Below are 16,824 nucleotides of genomic sequence, written 5' to 3' on the forward strand. Positions count from 1 at the left end.
AAGTAATTCCTTTTACGTAAACGTAAAGGAGATTGTCAATCGGCAGGTTGTTCCATCATGAAGCAGTCGCGCATGAGGGGAAAGAAAAATGATAAAGGCGGGACGAGGCCACGCGCTAAAGATTCCTTCGCGAGTTTGATCTAGAACGTCCTTCAGGATACCGGAGTTCTGCCGATGGATACGCCACCGCTGATGACGCCTGCCATTCCCGGTCTCGTCTGGGCCTACCGCTTCGATGGGCCGACGCGATCCTGCGCGCGGCTGCCGCTTGAGACGACGGCACGGGAGCTGGATAGCGGGGACGGATTTCTGTGGTTGCACCTGAACCTTGCCGACAGCCGGGTGCCGGCCTTTCTCGAAAACCTGCCGGGCGTGACGCCGCCGGTGCTGGCTGCGCTGACAACCCGTGACACCCACGCGGCCATCATTCTCGACGAACAGCTGATCTACGGCACGCTGATCGACTTCCAGAAGGAGTTCGACAGCGAGACGCGCGATATCGGCTGGCTGCATTTCTTCGTCTCCGACCGCATCATCATCACCACAAGGCTGCAGCCGCTACGCTCCATCGATCGGCTCAAGGCCCAGATGGAAAAGAACGCGGCACGCTACAAACGACCGATCGACGTATTCGAGACGCTGGTGGCGGAATTCCAGCGGACGCTGATCTCGCTCGTCATGGAACTGACGGAAGAGCTGAACCTGATCGAGGATTTCGTCTACGACAACGCACCGCGCGACGAACGCCGCAAGCTTGCGCCCGTGCGCCGCACCGTCGTTCGGCTGCACCGGCATCTGCGAACGGTGCTGACCCTGATGCGGCGTGCTGCTGCTTCCGACGAGGACGAAATGCCGGATGGTTTCGACGATGCCGCAGCGAGGCTGATCAGCCGTCTCGAAGCGGTCGATCATGACGTCTATGCGCTGCAGGAACGGGCGCGGCTGCTGCATGAAGAAATCGATTCCAAGCTTTCGTCGGAAACCAACCGCCACCTCTACATCCTGTCGCTGATGACCGCCTTCCTGTTGCCGCCTTCGCTGGTCACCGGCTTTTTCGGGATGAATACGGAAGGCCTGCCGTTTGCGCATCTGGAGCACGGCACCCTGTTCGCCTTCGGCGCGATCGGGCTTTCGGTCGCCGCCGCATGGTGGCTGCTCAGGCGCGTCGGCATTCTCTGAAACGACAAAACCCGCGCCGAAGCGCGGGCTGATCTATCGCGCCATTTCCCGCCCCACTCAGTAATAGGGCGAATAACAGGTCTGGCGCGGCCCGTTATACGGCTGGAACGAGTTCGAATAGCTATCATAGGACCGGTAGCGGCCCGCGCACCATTCATAGTGGCGCGGGTTCAAGCCGCCTCCGCCGCTATAGGCAGGCCGGGGTGCGGGCTCGACATAACGCGGCTGCGAGGCGATCGCTCCTCCGATGATCGCGCCGGCGCCGAAAGCTGCAAGCGGATACCAGTAGCCGTCGCTGTGACGATGATATCCGTCACGGTGATAACGGTAACCGCGATGACCTCCGTACCAGCCACGGCGCGGGCCATCGCCACGCCAGCCGCGGTCGCGATAATATTGCACGTTGCTGACGTCGGATACGACCGGCGCATTCGGTACAGCCGGCAGCGGCAGCGCCTGCGCGGTTCCGAGCGAGCCAGCGAGAACCACGGCTGAAACAGCTGCAACAGCAAATTTCTTGAACAGAGTCATTTCGTACTCTCCATTCCCTTAGTTGAAGAGGCGACGCCTCCCGCGCCACCAACTCGCACGATAGTCAACAAACATTCCACAACGCTAGGATTTTTATCCTGAAAGCATTCTATACGCGGAAATGTGAAAGCCCGGCCGCGTAAGCGTCCGGGCTTGTTCGTCATGATATCCGCTTACCTGTAAGGCGAAACGCAAGAGCGGCGGACACCGGCGCTGGCGACATAGGTGTTGTCCGAAGCACGATAGGTCCGGTAGCGATTGGCGCACCACTGATAATGGCTGCCCCCCGAAGCCCGCGGCTGGTTGGCGATGGCCCCGCCGATAATTGCAGCGGCACCGAATGCTGCCAGCGGGAACCAGTAACCGTTGTGATAGCGATAGCCTTGGCGGCGCTCGCGATATCCGCGGTGGCCGTTGTAATATCCTTCCCGATAGGCGCGTCGATCATGGCGATAGTGACGGCGATCGCGATCATGGCGGTAATAGCGGCGATCACGATCGTCGCGACGGTATTGGACCTCGGTCGCCTGGTTGGCGGAACTCTGCACCGCCATCGGTGCCGCCGGCATCACAGGTGCGGCCGAAACCGGAATAAAACTCGTAGCAAGAACGGCCGCTGCCGTGAAGGCGGTGGCAATGCGCATGCGAAATGCGGTCATGGGATTGTTTCCTCAGATATAAATCAGCGATTCAAAACGCGAGACATGCCGATTTTGTTCCGGGTTATATTCCTTGGCAAAGGAATGCCATGCCCTATTCGCCGGCTTCGTCGTAAATGCGCCGGTTTTCCTCGATGCGGGAGAAGTTGTCCCTGATCCAGAAATTCAGGCCCTGAAGAGACACCAGTATGCCGGCCCCCAATTCGGTCAGCTCGTATTCGACGCGAGGCGGCACCTCGGGAAAATAGTGTCGCCTGACGAAACCGTCGCGCTCCAGGCCGCGTAGCGTCAGCGTCAGCATGCGCTGCGTAATGCCTTCGATGTCCCTTTTCAGATGCGAAAAACGAAGCTTTCGATCCTCTGCAAGCGAGAGGCGCCAGATGACCTGAACCGTCCACTTGTCGCCCAGACGCCCGCATATTCCGTTTGCAGGTTGCGGCAGGAAAGCCTGATCGCGCTTCACCTGCCTGTCGGTTTTGCTCTGACCTGAATTGTCCAAGAGTATCACCTGTGTGCCCGAGGCTGAAAATAGTGCCGTCTTCCGGCTGTGTTTCAACAGTATATATGGAGACCCCGTGTTCACCACGAGGGTTCTCAGATGAAAGAAGACAAACGTCCAATCCTGGTATTCGGCGCCACCGGCCGGCAGGGTGGAGCGGTCGCCGAAGCGCTTTTGAAGGCAAGATGGCCCGTTCGCGCGATTGTGCGAGACACTGCGGCCCCCAAATCCGTCGCCCTTCGTCAGGCGGGTGCCGAACTGGTTGAAGGATCATTTGCCGATCTCGATAAATTTCGCGCCGTGATGGACAGTGCTCATGGCGTGTTCAGCGTATTACCGGCCAACCTGTCAGAGACCGAAGAGGTACGGATAGGATGCGCGATCGCCGATCTTGCAGCCGAAAGCGGCGTCGCGCATCTCGTCTATTCCTCGGGCGCCAGTTCCGGCGACACACCGACCGGCATCGCCCGTTTCGACGCCAAGCCGCGGATCGAGGCGCATATCCGCCGGCTACCGGTCACCGCAACGATAATCAGACCGATGATCTTCATGGAGATGCTGATCAACCCGGCATTCGGCCTTTCGGAAGGCCGTTACACGTTCCTCCTCAGGCCGGACCAGTCGATGCAACTGATTGCCGTGGAAGACATCGGAAAATTCGTCGCCGCGATCTTTGCCGATGGGATGCGGTTCAGCGGACGAACGATGAAGATCGCGAGCGATACCGTGACAGGTCGTGAGCTGGGAGAAATCTTCAGCGAAGCCGCCGGTCGTCCGGTCGTTTATTCCCGCTTTGCCGATGAAGTCCTTTCCGCCAACAGCGATCTTAGTCAGCTTGCGGCGATCCTGGATAACGGCCCGCTGGCGGATCACGTGGACCTTGCCGCGATGCGCGAGATCAATCCCGAGATCCTTTCCTTTCGGACCTGGCTTGCGACCCAAGGACACCAAGCCTTCGACGCCGTAATCGGGAGTGATCGCACGTCCCACTCGGCGTAAAAACAGGCTCCTCCGCAAACTGACGGCACATTGCGGAGGAGCGCTCAGTATCACGCCACCGCGTAAAGCGTGCTGTCCTTGCCCTGCAGGCGATCGATCATGAAGTTCGAATACCATTCGACGAACTGCATCACACCGCCTTCATGCGCCTCGGAATAAGGACCGGGTTCATAAGCGGGCGAGCGGATGCCGAAGGCGTTTTCCTCGACGATCTGCCTGTCCTGGTCGTTGGTCATGTTCCAGACATGGGTCAGCTGCTCGACATCGTAATCGACGCCTTCCACCGCATCCTTGTGGACCAGCCATGTGGTGGTGACCGCCGTCTCTTCCGGCCCGATCGGGATGACTCGGAAAGAGATCGCGTGGTCGACCAGCATATGGTTCCAGGTGGTCGGGTAATGGAACAGAAGCATCGTGCCGATATGGGAAATCGTCACGTCGTCGGAAAGCGATCGTTGAACTGCGGGACGGCCGTTCATCGTGTAGCTTTCGGCATCCTCGATCAGCGGCATACGCGCCACGCGGAACTGGCCGTCCGGCGACATGTTGAACGTGCTCGGCAAGCCGGCCGCTTCACAGCGGCTCCAGTGTTCGGAAATGAACGGATCGTCGCCTGCGCCCTGCACACCGGTCGCAGTCGGCGCTTCCGGGTAGGTGCGGCAGAGTTCAGGATGGTTGCCGGCGCAATGATAACACTCGCGATTGTTTTCCCAGACGAGCTTCCAGTTGCCCTTTTCGATAATCGTGTTCTGGGCAGCAACCTTCGTTTCGGGCAGGCGATGCGGCGCCATGTAAGGCTCTACCGTTGCGCGAACCGGAGCAAAATCCGGAGCTTCCTTTGCGAGGCAGATAAAGATGTAGCCGGCAACCACCTGACAGTGAACGGGTTTCAGTCCAAACTGCTTCTTGTCGAAATTCTCGCCCATATGACGGGCCGACATCAGCGAGCCGTCATGCTGGTAGGTCCACTGGTGATAGGGACAGACGAGGCGGGTCGCAGAACCCGTTTCCTTGGTGCAGACGCGGTGGCCACGATGGCGGCAGGTATTGTGATAGGCGCGGACATCGCCCTCGCGCGTGCGGATGACGAGAACCGGATAGTCGCCAACCTGCAGGGTGAAATACATGCCCGCTTTGTTGATCTGGCAATCGTGGCCGGCAAACAGCCAGTCGCGATACCAGATCATCTCGAGATCGAGCTTGTAATAATCGGGATCGATATAAAAGGGCTGTTCCAGGCTGAAACCTTCGCGGCGGTTCTTCAGCTGCCGCAGAACCTGATTGTGAATGTCCATATGCTTCCTCGCAATACAAGCAAGCTTCAGGGCATGGACAAGCCGGCAACAATCAATGCAGCCAATTCCCGTCCCGTGCGCCCTCCGCGACCGGTGTCATCAAACTCAGGCTGGTTTCCGGGCTGAGGAGTTGTCCCAAAAGGACTGCATGGTACCTTCCCGGTCGGCCGTTCGGCTCTGTCCCAGTGGCCGGGGTCGCCCCCTACCATGCCTTCAACTCCACCACCGTTGCGGGGGCAGCGCCGGATAGATCTTTGCGATCCGCCGGCTTCCCAATTCTCCGCCTCCCCTAGCGAGGCGGCACCTTGAGCTTTGTCATATTTAAGCGGGATGCCGGCCTGTCGCATAGACGACATTGCGACATCGGCCACTGCATTGGCGACGATCGCGCAATAGCATTCGATGTCGGGGGAAACCGACTGTTAAGGTCTTGCTAATAGTGTTCTTGAAAATTCATTGGGAAGAGCCGCCGCCATGCCAGGACAGCTCCGTTATTACGAAGTCAACAGGCCCAGGCCCTTGATGGTGCCGCCAAGCAGCGGCAATGCCCATACCGAATTCCTGCGAACCGGCAGAATTCCACGCTCACGCCCTGTCTGGGTTCCGGACGAACGCCGCTATCTCACCCATGACGAAGTGGCTGAAAAGACGGGCAAGAAGCTCGAAACTGCCGGCGAAACCACGCATAAGCGGCTGAACAGCTTTCACCGGTCCATCCACCTGCCGAAGATCATCTTTCACCGCACGCTGGAGGGTAGCCCGCATCTGGGCTATTGCCATGTGACCGCGGCACGCACCTTCTTTTCGCAGGATGCGATGGTCAGCTGGTCATTCTACATCGCCAACTTCTCTTCCGAGATCGGCGGCGACGAGGTGTTTTTCGCCCGAATCAATCCACGGAACTCCCGCATGTATTTCGCCGTCGCCGTGGAAGGTGAAGCGGGCGAACAGGCGCGGATCGACCGGACATGGCGCAGAAACGGGCTTCTGTTTCAGACCAACAGCCCGCGCGAGGCGATGCGCAACGTGCTGATGCTTGGTGCGCCGAGTGCCGCAGTACGCGAAATCGTCAAAAGGCTTTGAAGAGCCCGCACTCCGCTGTATTGACAGCACCATGACAGCCGAAATCATCAACATCACCCTTGAGCCCCAGCGCGCCATCAGCGAGGCAAGCCGTGTGCTCCATGACGGTTTTCCCGTCGCCATCCCGACCGAAACGGTCTACGGCCTTGCCGCCGATGCGACGCGGCCTGAGGCGATCTCGCGCATCTACGAAACCAAGGGGCGGCCGCAGTTCAATCCGCTCATCTGCCATGTCTGCGATATCGAGATGGCAGAGCGTTATGCGGTGTTCGATCCGGCGTCGCGAAAGCTGGCCGAAACCTTCTGGCCCGGTCCGCTGACCATCGTCCTTCCGCTCAGGAAAGACAGCGCCATCCATCCGCTGGCAACGGCGGGGCTGGAAACGGTCGGGCTTCGCTGCCCGGAAGGTTTTGCCAACGACCTGATCCGCGATTTCGGCCGGCCGCTTGCAGCGCCGAGCGCCAACACGTCCGGCCGGGTCAGCCCGACGGCCGCACGCCATGTGATGGAAGATCTCGGCGACAAGCTTCAACTGATCATCGACGGCGGCTATTCGCCCGTCGGCGTCGAGTCGACGATCATCCGCGTCGATCCCGAAACCGGCACGATCCTGCTTCTGAGGCCTGGTGGTCTTGCGGCCATGCATATCGCCGATGTTGCTGGGCGTGACCTTGAGCGTCGCTCAGGCCCTGCCGCGATCATCGAGGCTCCGGGCATGCTCGCCTCGCATTATGCGCCGGGCGCTACCGTGCGTCTCGACGCGACGGCAATCGAACCGGGCGAAGCGCTGATCCGTTTCGGTGGCCAGCCGGTTGCTGGTGCGGAAAAGGCTGCGATCGATCTCGACCTCAGCCCATCGGCCGACCTTGCGCAGGCGGCGGCCAACCTGTTCGAATACCTGAAGCGCGCGGATGCCAGCGGTGCCTCAAGCATCGCGGTTACGCCGATCCCGAACGAGGGACTGGGCGAAGCGATCAATGACAGGCTGGGACGGGCAGCCGCACCCCGCGACGGAGAGGAATGACAATGGACGGTTCAGCGGGGGACAATGCAGCGGGCGAGAGCGCAAGGGCTGGTTCAGAGATGGCTTCCGGACTGATCGACCGTTTTGCTGCGATTGTCGGAAACGCCAATGTGATCCGCGATGCGGCAGGCCTAGCCCCGCATCTGGTGGAAGATCGCGGTCTCTACAAGGGTTCCTCGCCGCTGCTCTTGAAGCCTGCCTCGACGCAGGAGGTCTCAGCGATCCTGAAACTCGCCAGCGAAACCGGGACATCCATCGTGCCGCAGACCGGTAATACCGGTCTTGTCGGCGGACAGACGCCGCGTGCCGGCGGCAACGACATCATCGTCTCGCTTGCCCGGATGAACCGCATCCGTGACGTGGACCCGGTTGCGAACGTGCTGGTGGCGGACGGTGGTGCAATCCTTGCCGATGTGCAGAAGGCCGCGGAAGAAGTGAACCGGCTGTTCCCCCTCTCGCTCGGGTCGGAGGGTTCCTGCCGGATCGGCGGCAATCTTTCCACCAATGCGGGCGGCACGGCGGTGCTTGCCTATGGCAACATGCGCCAGCTCTGCCTCGGGCTTGAAGTGGTGCTTCCGACCGGCGAGATCTGGGACGGGCTGCGCCGGCTGAAGAAGGACAATACCGGTTACGATCTGCGTGATCTCTTCATCGGTGCGGAAGGCACGCTCGGCATCATTACCGGCGCGGTGCTGAAACTCTTTCCCCGCCCGGTCGGCCATCAGGTGGCGTTTGCCGGGGTTGCCTCGACCGAAGACGCGCTCGCGCTGTTCGACAAGGCCTCGACGCTTTGCGGCATGGCGCTGACCGGTTTCGAGCTGATGCCGCGGATCGGCATCGAATTCACCTCGCGGCATATCGAGGGGGTTCGCGATCCGTTGTCGGAACCGCATCCGTGGTACGTGCTGATCGACATATCGACATCGGACTCGGCCGAGACTGCCGAAGTCATGATCCATTCGCTGCTGGAACAGGGTTTCGAGGCCGGTCTGGTACGCGATGCGGTGATTGCCAGCTCGGTTGCGCAGCAGAAGGCGCTGTGGACCATGCGCGAAAGCATGTCCGGCGCCCAGAAGCCGGAAGGCGGATCGATCAAACACGACGTGTCCGTGCCTGTTTCGAAGATCCCGCAGTTCATGGCAGAAGCCGAAAAGGCGGTTCTCGCCGCCATGCCAGGCGCGCGCGTGTGCGCCTTCGGCCATATGGGCGACGGCAATATCCACTACAACATCTCCCAGCCGGTAGGCGCCGACAAGCAGGCGTTTCTCGACCGCTGGCGCGAGATCAATGAGATCGTCCATACGATCGTTCTTGCTGCGGGCGGGTCTATTTCCGCCGAACATGGCATCGGCCAGTTGAAGCGCGACGAACTTGCGCATATCCGCTCGCCGATCGAAATGGAGTTGATGGCCCGGATCAAGAAATCCTTCGATCCGGCCGGCATCATGAACCCGGGCAAGGTCATCATCGCCCCATGAGCCATATCCGGAAAACCACGATCCGCATCGATTTCGATATCGGCGTCAGGCTCGGGCCGGGAAAGGCGCAACTGCTCGAACTGATAGAGGAACATGGCTCGATCCGCGCCGCCGGGGCCTCTATCGGCATGTCCTACCGGCGCGCATGGCTGCTTTCGGACGAGATTAACCGGATGTTCCGCGAACCTTCGATCTTTACTCGCCATGGTGGAAAAAGCGGCGGCGGGGCCGGCCTTACCGAGTTCGGCCGGGAGCTTCTTTCCCGTTATCGACGGATGGAAACCGCCATGCTGGAAGCTGCCGACCAGGATCTGGCATGGCTGTCGTCCAATATCGACGCGACCTTCACACCCTTCTCCAAAAAAGACGACGGCTGATTTTTCGCCCGGGCTTTCTGCCTGCGGCATCGGCGATCCGGGCGGTTTTCCACAGACCCGAAAACGCGATCGCAAAGGCGTGTCTCGCAGCGATACGCCTTCAATCCAAGCTGACGCGTTCACTCTTCGGAAACTGCAATAATTGCGGCATTCGGTAACCATCCACCAAGGCAAACTTTCCTTAACCGCGATTTTTAAGGGGTTTTCGTAAGCCCGCCGCCTAATGTGAGCCCATCAGAGGACAAAAGTCCCGCAGAGAAACGAATACGGGAAACCGGAAGCGGCTCTCAGGTAAAACAAGGGTAGCATAAAGCGATGAGCAAAACCGTTCTGAAGCCCGAATGGGCAGGGTCGACATTGAGGCTCGATCCGTCTCGTTTTCCGCAGCAGATTACCTATGCGCTGCGCGAGACCTCAGGAGATGTCACAATCACCATCGACGAGCGCGGCGCTGTGCTGCGCAAGATCCTTCCGGGTAGCGGCCTGCCGCTGTCCTTCGCCCTGCCGGCACGCGCTTTCAAGGGTGTCGCCGCCCGCGCGATCGACCATGGCGACGGCGAAGTTACCGTCACGCTCGAACTCCATCACGACGATCCGGATCTCTGCATTCCGCTTCTGGTAGCGCACGATCTCTGCGACATCGCCGCCGACTGGCGCAGCTGGTCTGAAGCCTTTCACATTCCGATGCTGATGGTGGAAGCCGATGGCGTTGCCCGTCCGCTGGAAAACCATATCGGCGACGTGCGCAACCATGGCACCAAGCAGCGCCGCCGTCACTCCTATTTCGCCGCAAGGCGTCCCCGTTTCCTCGTTCGCCGCACGACCGGCAGCCTCGGCGTCGCGATGAGGATCGAAGGCCGGGAAATCATCGCGCGCCGGTAGGACTGTCCCCTAGCCTGCAAGGCGTAGCGCGAAGCCCGGCTTGATCAAGCCGGGCTTTTTCAGTTCAGGATATTTCCAGCATCAGAAGATCAGCGACAGAAGGAGGCCGGCAAAGAGTATTGCGCCGACGCGATTGTTGGAAAGGAAGAGATCCCGGCACTGGGCGGTGTTGCGGATATCCAGAATGAGAATCTGCCAGCCCAACATGACGACCATAGCGATCAGCCCGACATAGGCGAAGAAACCGGCACCGGCAGCGATAAAGGACAAGAGAAGAAACAGGACGGTTACGCCGTAGAGCCCGACAAGGCAGGGTTTTGCCTTGTCGCCGAATAGACGAGCTGTTGAGCGCACGCCGATCAGTTCATCATCCTCGATATCCTGATAGGCATAGATCGTGTCGTAACCGATCGTCCAGGCAACGGCACCGATATAGAGAAAGACCGGAGCCCAGGAGAGCGATCCGAAGATTGCCGCCCAGCCCATCAGCGCGCCCCAGGAAAAGGCAAGCCCCAGGAAGAACTGCGGCCAATCGGTAAAACGTTTGGCGAAGGGATAGATCGCGACGACAGCGAGCGAGGCGATGCCGAGCACGATGGAGAAGGTGTTGAACTGAATAAGGACAAGTAGTCCGACCAGCGCCTGCAAGACGATGAACACCTTGGCACCGAAACGGGACACGCGGCCCGACGGCAACGGACGCGAGCGGGTGCGCGCCACTTCCATGTCGATATCGTGGTCGACGAGATCGTTATAGGCGCAGCCGGCGCCACGCATGGCGACCGAGCCTATGAACATCAGGAAGAGATAGAAGATGATCGTGCCCGCCGATGGCTCCAGACCATCGGGTGCCGCGTCCGCCGCAAGAGCGATGGACCAGAAGCACGGCCACATCAGAAGCTGCCAGCCGATCGGACGATCCCAGCGGGCAAGCTGGGAGTATCCCCAGAGCGATCGCGGCAGCACGCGATAGACAAAATTGTCGGAAGGAGCATCGGCCACGCGGGCGGCATCATTTGGGGCGTTTGTCATCATGCCGAGTTTCTAGCGCCGGGGATTTGGGGTGGTCAAGCGGTCGCAGCCGCTCGCGTGTCGCTGCCCCTCATCCGCCTGCCGGCACCTTCTCCCCGCTTGCGGGGAGAAGGGACCAAGCCGCAGCCGCACCATCACACCGCAATCTTGTCCAGCGGCAACCGGCTCTGCTCAAAAGCCCGCAACTCCGCTTCCCGTTCGTAGATGTAGTCACGCGTATCGGGCACAGCCTGGCGCTTCTTGACGATCTGGATCTGGAAGATGTGGAAGGCTTCGTGGGTGAAGGCCATTTCAGAGGCTGCGAGATAGAATTCCCACATCCTGACGAAACGCTCGTCGTAAAGAGCCTTCGCCCTTTCCTTGTTCGCCATGAAGCGCTCGCGCCAGTGACGCAGCGTATAGGCGTAATGCATCGGCAGGATCTCGACATCGGAGACCAGAAGACCCGCCTTTTCGATCGAGGGAATGACCTCCGCCAGCGACGGGATATAGCCGCCCGGGAAAATATACTTCTCGATCCAGGGATTGTTGTAGATCGCCGGATAGGGCTGGCCGATCGAATGCAGGACCATGACGCCGTCATCCGACAGAACGTCGTTCACCTTGTTGAAGAACTTCTTGTAGTTCAGCCGGCCGACATGTTCGAACATGCCGACGGAGACGATGCGGTCATAGCTCTTGGTCGGCGGCAGGTAATAATAGTCCTGCAGTTCGAAGCGGACGCTGCCCGCGAGACCCCGCTTGGCGGCGCGTTCGCGGGAGATCTTCAGCTGTTCGGTCGATAGCGTGATGCCGGTCACATCGACGCCGGAGCTTTCCGACAGATACATCGCCATGCCGCCCCAGCCGGAGCCGATTTCCAGCGCCTTCTGACCCGGCTCGGCCAGAAGCTTTGCCACGATATGGCGCTTCTTGGCGATCTGCGCCTCGTCCAGCGAAATGCCGGGCGGATTGAAATAGGCGCAGGAATATTGCCAGTCCTCGTCGAGAAAGAGCGAGAACAGCTTTTCGTCGAGATCGTAGTGATGCGAGACGTTCTTGCGATTGTGGTTGATGGGAACGCGATTGCGGAACTGCGCCTCGATCATGCGCCCGATACCGCGGACGATCATGCCGAATGTCAGGCCTTCGGACAGGGTGTTGTCCTTGATCAGAGCCAGGAACTCATAGATGTCCCCCTCTTCCACGAGGAGACGGCCATCCATGTAGAGCTGGCCGAGTTGCAACTGCGGATCACGCAGAAGCGCCAATTCCGATGCCTCGTCGGTGAAGCGGATGGCCACCGACCGGCCTCCCCCTCCTCCATATCGCTGTTCGCCTCCCGTCCCACGGACGGTGAGAGTGCCTATCTTGATGATTTTGCTAAGAAGATCGTGAAGGGACGAGTTCACGGACCCACCTCCTGAATACTAAGGGAACCTTACTATTTTTCGAAATCTAGCGTCTATTCCTCGGACTGCAAGCACATTCCGGTCATGAAAATGACACGAAACAGCACGCCGTCAAACGGGTTGTTTGACGGCGTACACCTAATGGTAGCAATGACATTGATGCTTGTAGAATTCAGCGCTTTTTTAAAGCTTCTGCGAGCGCTGCGCCGAATGCGCCCTGCGAAGAGGGCTTTTCGGTCTTCATGAATTTTTGATTGGAAGGGCGCTCATTTTTGCCCGGACCACGCGGCGGAGGGGCGCTTTCGCCTCCGTCCTTGCGCATTGTCAAGCCGATTCGCTTGCGCTTGACGTCGACTTCGACCACCCGAACCTTCACCACGTCGCCGGCCTTGACCACTTCATGCGGGTCCTTGACGAACTTGTCGGCCAGTTGCGAGACGTGCACGAGACCATCCTGATGCACGCCGATATCGACGAAAGCGCCGAAGGCCGCAACGTTGGTGACCGTGCCTTCTAGCAGCATGCCGGGCTTGAGATCGGTAATCTCATCGATACCGTCTGCAAAGGTGGCGGTCTTGAAGCTCGGGCGCGGGTCGCGGCCGGGCTTTTCCAGTTCGGCGATGATATCCTTCACCGTCGGCAGACCGAACTGCTCGTCGATGAACTGGCGCGGATCTACGGATTTCAAGGCCGCGCTGTCGCCCATCAGGGTGCGCAGGTCGCGACCGCACGCGGCGACGATCTTCTTCGCCACGCCATAGGCTTCCGGGTGAACGGAGGAGGCATCGAGCGGCTCCTTGCCGTTGGGAATGCGCAGAAAGCCGGCTGCCTGTTCGAAAGTGCGGTTGCCGAGGCGCGCAACCTTCAGGAGATCCTTGCGGCTTTGAAAGGCGCCATTCAAATCGCGATGGGCAACGATCGCCTCGGCAATCGACTTGCTGAGGCCGGAAACGCGGGCAAGCAGCGGGGCGGATGCCATATTGAGGTCGACGCCGACAGCATTCACCGCATCTTCGACGACGGCATCGAGCGAACGGGCGAGTTTGCCCTGATCGACATCGTGCTGGTACTGGCCGACGCCGATTGCTTTCGGTTCGATCTTTACCAGTTCCGCCAGCGGGTCCTGCAGGCGACGGGCGATGGAGACCGCGCCGCGCAGCGACACGTCGAGCCCAGGGAATTCGGCGGCCGCCGTTTCGGAAGCGGAATAGACCGATGCGCCGGCTTCCGAGACGATAACCTTGGTCGGCTTGGCCCCCGGAAGAGATGACAGCATGTCTGCCACCAGCTTTTCCGTCTCGCGGCTGCCGGTACCGTTGCCGATGGCGATCAGTTCGACATTATGTTTGCGGATCAGCGAAGCAAGTTCCGCCTGCGTCCCGCGCAGGTCGTTCTTCGGCGGGAAGGGATAGACGGTCGAGGTGTCGATCAGCTTGCCGGTGGCATCGACGATCGCCACCTTGACGCCAGTGCGGATACCCGGATCGAGACCCATGGTGGAGCGGGAACCGGCGGGAGCGGCAAGCAGCAGGTCCTTAAGATTGCGGGCGAAGACGTGGATGGCATCTTCTTCGGAGCGCTCGCGCATTTCCCGCATCAGGTCGAGCGACAGGGAAACAGAGAGTTTGACGCGCCAGGTCCAGCCGGCAGCTTCCATCAGCCACAGGTCACCCTTACCGGAGCCGCGGATTTCGAAGGCCGCGGCGATGATGCGCTGCGCCGGTTTTACCGGGGATGTGTCGTCGGCATCGACATCGATCGTCAGCGTCAGCATTTCCTCGTTCCAGCCGCGCAGCATGGCGAGCGCGCGGTGGCCGGGCACGGTTGCCCAGCGTTCCGTGTGATCGAAATAGTCGGCGAACTTGGCGCCCGCCTCCTGTTTTCCATCGACGACCTTGGCACGCAGGACCGCGCCATCGCGCATGTGCTGGCGCAGGCGGCCGAGAAGATCGGCATTTTCGGAGATGGTTTCGGCGACGATATCGCGCGCGCCATCGAGCGCCGTCTTCACGTCGGCAACCTCACCCTGCACATAGGTTTCGGCAAGCTTTGCCGGATCGGCGTTGCGATCGGCCCAGATGGCTTCTGCCAGCGGGCCTAGTCCCCGTTCGCGGGCGATCTCGGCGCGGGTGCGGCGCTTCGGCTTGTAGGGGAGATAAAGGTCTTCGAGTTCGGCCTTGGTGGCGGCACCGGCAAGCTTGGCTGCCAGTTCGTCGGTCATCTTGCCCTGGGTATTGATGCTGTCGACGATCGAGACGCGGCGAGCTTCCAGTTCGCGCAGGTATACGAGACGTTCGGCGAGATTGCGCAACTGCGTATCGTCGAGACCGCCGGTCACTTCCTTACGGTAGCGCGCGATGAAGGGAACCGTCGCGCCTTCATCCAGCAAACCGATTGCGGCCTTGGCCTGATCCGGGCGTGCGTTGATCTCGGCAGCAATCGCAAGGCTGAGTTTCTGGATGTCGGCGGCCATGGAAGTCCTCGTCAAATTCGGGAGGCGCGACCATAGTCAAACTTTGCGGCAAGACAACACCGCCTTGCCCTGCGCTCACAGGATGATGAGGAGCATGTGCCAAAACGTGCCAGCGTTCAGCAAGTGATAACCGTCACTCGGTGGATAAATACGTGACATCTTCTCGCATTTGCAGCCCTCCCTATAGTTAGCCGCGCCGCATGATGCGGCACGCATGGAGGTATGAATGCCCAGAAGAATCGCCACCCAACTAGCCAGTGATGAGGCGGTGGGCTCCGAGGAGCTTGAGGCCGCCATCATCTACCTGAGCGAAAAGATAAAAGATGCGGCCAAAAGAGACGAACCGGTTCCCTTCCTCGCCTATAGAAACCGGCTGATTTTCCAAACGACACTGGCGTTGCGCCGGTAGGAATATTTCACGCTCTAGAAATATATCATCAAGGCCGTGCCGACCCTGTTATCCCTGTGGGGCCGGCCGCCAACCGGGTGCATATCGGCCGCAGACCCTTGACCTTTGCGGCAACGAGCCTTAACCGCCCCAGTGAAAACAACCATGAGGGCGGTTTATGAAGGTTCTGCTGATCGGCTCAGGCGGCCGCGAACATGCACTGGCGTGGAAGCTTGCGCAGTCTCCCAAACTGACTGCCCTTTATGCCGCTCCCGGCAATCCCGGTATCGCGGAACATGCCGAGATCGTTTCTCTTGATGTCGATGATCACGGCGCAGTTGCCGAATTCTGCCTGACCAACGGTATCGACTTCGTCGTCGTCGGCCCGGAAGGCCCGCTGGTTGCCGGTATCGCCGACGTGCTGCGTTCCAAGAACATCGTCGTCTTCGGACCTTCGGCCGCTGCAGCGCAGCTCGAAGGCTCCAAGGGTTTCACCAAGGATATCTGCGCCCGCTATAACATCCCGACCGGAGCATACCGTCGCTTCACCAATGGTGAGGAAGCCAAGGCCTATGTGACCGAGCAGGGTGCACCGATCGTCGTCAAGGCGGACGGACTTGCCGCTGGCAAGGGTGTCACCGTTGCGATGACTGTCGAGGAAGCGCTTGCCGCAATCGACGACTGCTTCGACGGCGCTTTCGGGGCAGCCGGCGCGGAAGTCGTGGTCGAGGCCTATCTCGATGGCGAAGAGGCGAGCTTTTTCTGCCTTTCCGACGGCAAGACGGCGCTGGCGCTGGCAACTGCGCAGGACCACAAGCGTGTCGGCGACGGCGATACCGGACCGAACACGGGCGGCATGGGCGCCTATTCCCCTGCCCCGGTGATGACGCCCGAAATGGTCGAGCGGACGATGAAGGAGATCATCGAGCCGACGATCCGCGGCATGGCGGAAAGCGGCCATCCGTTCACCGGCGTCTTCTTCGCCGGCCTGATGATCACCCAAAAGGGTCCGGAACTGATCGAATACAATGTCCGCTTTGGCGATCCTGAATGCCAGGTTCTGATGATGCGGTTGAAGAGCGATCTTCTCGAACTGCTCTATGCCGCCGCAACCGGCACGCTCAACCAGGTGGAAGCGCTGTGGAGCGATGACGTGGCGCTGAGCGTCGTCATGGCATCCAAGGGATATCCCGCCGCCTATGACAAGAACACGCCGATTGCCAAGCTGCCGGCAACCGCCCGGGGCGAGAAGATCTTCCACGCAGGCACGGCGATCAAGGACGGGCAGTTGGTCGCGACCGGAGGCCGTGTGCTCAACGTTACCGCCATCGGCCATAATGTTCGCGAGGCACAGGCCGGGGCCTATTCTCTCGTCGAAGGCATCACCTGGGAAAACGGTTTCTGCCGCCGCGATATCGGCTGGCGTGCGGCCGCGCGGGAAAATTCCTGACGGATTGGTCGCTTTCCTTTTGGTGATGTGACCGATCGTTACAGGTTAAGTCGTTATTTACCGGTTCTCCTGACGGGATCGAAA

The 16,824-nt window shown here is 60.1% G+C and carries 16 protein-coding genes and 1 riboswitch; of the genes, 9 read left to right on the forward strand and 7 right to left on the reverse strand.

The window, feature by feature from the left end:
- The first annotated feature begins 174 nt into the window (after positions 1-174).
- Positions 175-1,179: a transporter gene (locus tag HNQ72_RS11650; protein ID WP_183992409.1), complete on the forward strand. Its 1,005-nt coding sequence runs from the start codon at positions 175-177 to the stop codon at positions 1,177-1,179.
- Positions 1,180-1,236: 57 nt separating this feature from the next.
- Here the strand turns inward: HNQ72_RS11650 and HNQ72_RS11655 are convergent, their stop codons facing one another.
- The 3 genes from HNQ72_RS11655 to HNQ72_RS11665 all read right to left on the reverse strand — a co-directional run bounded on the left by HNQ72_RS11655 (position 1,237) and on the right by HNQ72_RS11665 (position 2,877).
- Positions 1,237-1,710 (reverse strand): BA14K family protein, encoded by a 474-nt coding sequence (locus HNQ72_RS11655; protein ID WP_183992410.1) that lies wholly within the window; start codon positions 1,708-1,710, stop codon positions 1,237-1,239.
- 173 nt (positions 1,711-1,883) lie between these two features.
- Positions 1,884-2,369 (reverse strand): BA14K family protein, encoded by a 486-nt coding sequence (locus HNQ72_RS11660; RefSeq protein WP_183992411.1) that lies wholly within the window; start codon positions 2,367-2,369, stop codon positions 1,884-1,886.
- Positions 2,370-2,463: 94 nt separating this feature from the next.
- Complete coding sequence (locus tag HNQ72_RS11665; protein WP_373289425.1) at positions 2,464-2,877, reverse strand: winged helix-turn-helix transcriptional regulator; 414 nt, start codon at positions 2,875-2,877, stop codon at positions 2,464-2,466.
- A gap of 90 nt (positions 2,878-2,967) precedes the next feature.
- Between HNQ72_RS11665 and HNQ72_RS11670 the strand changes: the two genes are divergently transcribed.
- Positions 2,968-3,867: an NmrA/HSCARG family protein gene (locus tag HNQ72_RS11670; protein WP_183992412.1), complete on the forward strand. Its 900-nt coding sequence runs from the start codon at positions 2,968-2,970 to the stop codon at positions 3,865-3,867.
- Positions 3,868-3,917: 50 nt separating this feature from the next.
- Here the strand turns inward: HNQ72_RS11670 and HNQ72_RS11675 are convergent, their stop codons facing one another.
- Positions 3,918-5,162, reverse strand: coding sequence for an aromatic ring-hydroxylating oxygenase subunit alpha (locus tag HNQ72_RS11675; protein WP_183992413.1), 1,245 nt, complete (start codon positions 5,160-5,162; stop codon positions 3,918-3,920).
- Between the two features lie 91 nt (positions 5,163-5,253).
- Positions 5,254-5,486, reverse strand: a riboswitch (cobalamin riboswitch).
- Positions 5,487-5,636: 150 nt separating this feature from the next.
- Between HNQ72_RS11675 and HNQ72_RS11680 the strand changes: the two genes are divergently transcribed.
- The 5 genes from HNQ72_RS11680 (at position 5,637) to HNQ72_RS11700 (ending at position 10,006) form a co-directional block, all read left to right on the forward strand.
- On the forward strand, positions 5,637-6,245 hold the full coding sequence (locus HNQ72_RS11680) for a DUF6656 family protein (RefSeq protein ID WP_183992414.1): 609 nt from the start codon (positions 5,637-5,639) through the stop codon (positions 6,243-6,245).
- 31 nt (positions 6,246-6,276) lie between these two features.
- Positions 6,277-7,269, forward strand: a complete 993-nt coding sequence (locus HNQ72_RS11685) for an L-threonylcarbamoyladenylate synthase (protein ID WP_183992415.1) — start codon at positions 6,277-6,279, stop codon at positions 7,267-7,269.
- 59 nt (positions 7,270-7,328) lie between these two features.
- Positions 7,329-8,747 (forward strand): FAD-binding oxidoreductase, encoded by a 1,419-nt coding sequence (locus HNQ72_RS11690; protein WP_183993106.1) that lies wholly within the window; start codon positions 7,329-7,331, stop codon positions 8,745-8,747.
- The gene (locus HNQ72_RS11695; RefSeq protein ID WP_183992416.1) at positions 8,744-9,124 is read left to right on the forward strand and encodes a winged helix-turn-helix domain-containing protein; all 381 of its coding nucleotides are present in this window, start codon (positions 8,744-8,746) and stop codon (positions 9,122-9,124) included. The genes HNQ72_RS11690 and HNQ72_RS11695 overlap by 4 nt, the downstream gene beginning before the upstream one ends.
- Before the next feature lie 315 nt (positions 9,125-9,439).
- Complete coding sequence (locus HNQ72_RS11700) at positions 9,440-10,006, forward strand: DUF6101 family protein (protein ID WP_183992417.1); 567 nt, start codon at positions 9,440-9,442, stop codon at positions 10,004-10,006.
- A gap of 81 nt (positions 10,007-10,087) precedes the next feature.
- Here HNQ72_RS11700 and ubiA read toward each other — a convergent pair whose 3' ends face one another.
- The 3 genes from ubiA to HNQ72_RS11715 all read right to left on the reverse strand — a co-directional run bounded on the left by ubiA (position 10,088) and on the right by HNQ72_RS11715 (position 14,902).
- Positions 10,088-11,038, reverse strand: a complete 951-nt coding sequence (gene ubiA / locus HNQ72_RS11705) for a 4-hydroxybenzoate octaprenyltransferase (protein ID WP_183992418.1) — start codon at positions 11,036-11,038, stop codon at positions 10,088-10,090.
- Between the two features lie 134 nt (positions 11,039-11,172).
- Positions 11,173-12,429 (reverse strand): SAM-dependent methyltransferase, encoded by a 1,257-nt coding sequence (locus tag HNQ72_RS11710; RefSeq protein ID WP_183992419.1) that lies wholly within the window; start codon positions 12,427-12,429, stop codon positions 11,173-11,175.
- Positions 12,430-12,601: 172 nt separating this feature from the next.
- Positions 12,602-14,902: a Tex family protein gene (locus HNQ72_RS11715; RefSeq protein ID WP_183992420.1), complete on the reverse strand. Its 2,301-nt coding sequence runs from the start codon at positions 14,900-14,902 to the stop codon at positions 12,602-12,604.
- Between the two features lie 226 nt (positions 14,903-15,128).
- Between HNQ72_RS11715 and HNQ72_RS11720 the strand changes: the two genes are divergently transcribed.
- Both HNQ72_RS11720 and purD read left to right on the forward strand, forming a co-directional pair.
- Positions 15,129-15,311 carry a hypothetical protein gene (locus HNQ72_RS11720; RefSeq protein ID WP_183992421.1) on the forward strand — a complete coding sequence of 61 codons (183 nt, stop codon included), beginning with the start codon at positions 15,129-15,131 and terminating at the stop codon, positions 15,309-15,311.
- Positions 15,312-15,468: 157 nt separating this feature from the next.
- The gene (gene purD, locus HNQ72_RS11725; RefSeq protein WP_183992422.1) at positions 15,469-16,740 is read left to right on the forward strand and encodes a phosphoribosylamine--glycine ligase; all 1,272 of its coding nucleotides are present in this window, start codon (positions 15,469-15,471) and stop codon (positions 16,738-16,740) included.
- Positions 16,741-16,824: the final 84 nt, after the last annotated feature.

The organism is Aliirhizobium wenxiniae, from assembly GCF_014201355.1.
Lineage (GTDB): Bacteria > Pseudomonadota > Alphaproteobacteria > Rhizobiales > Rhizobiaceae > Neorhizobium > Neorhizobium wenxiniae.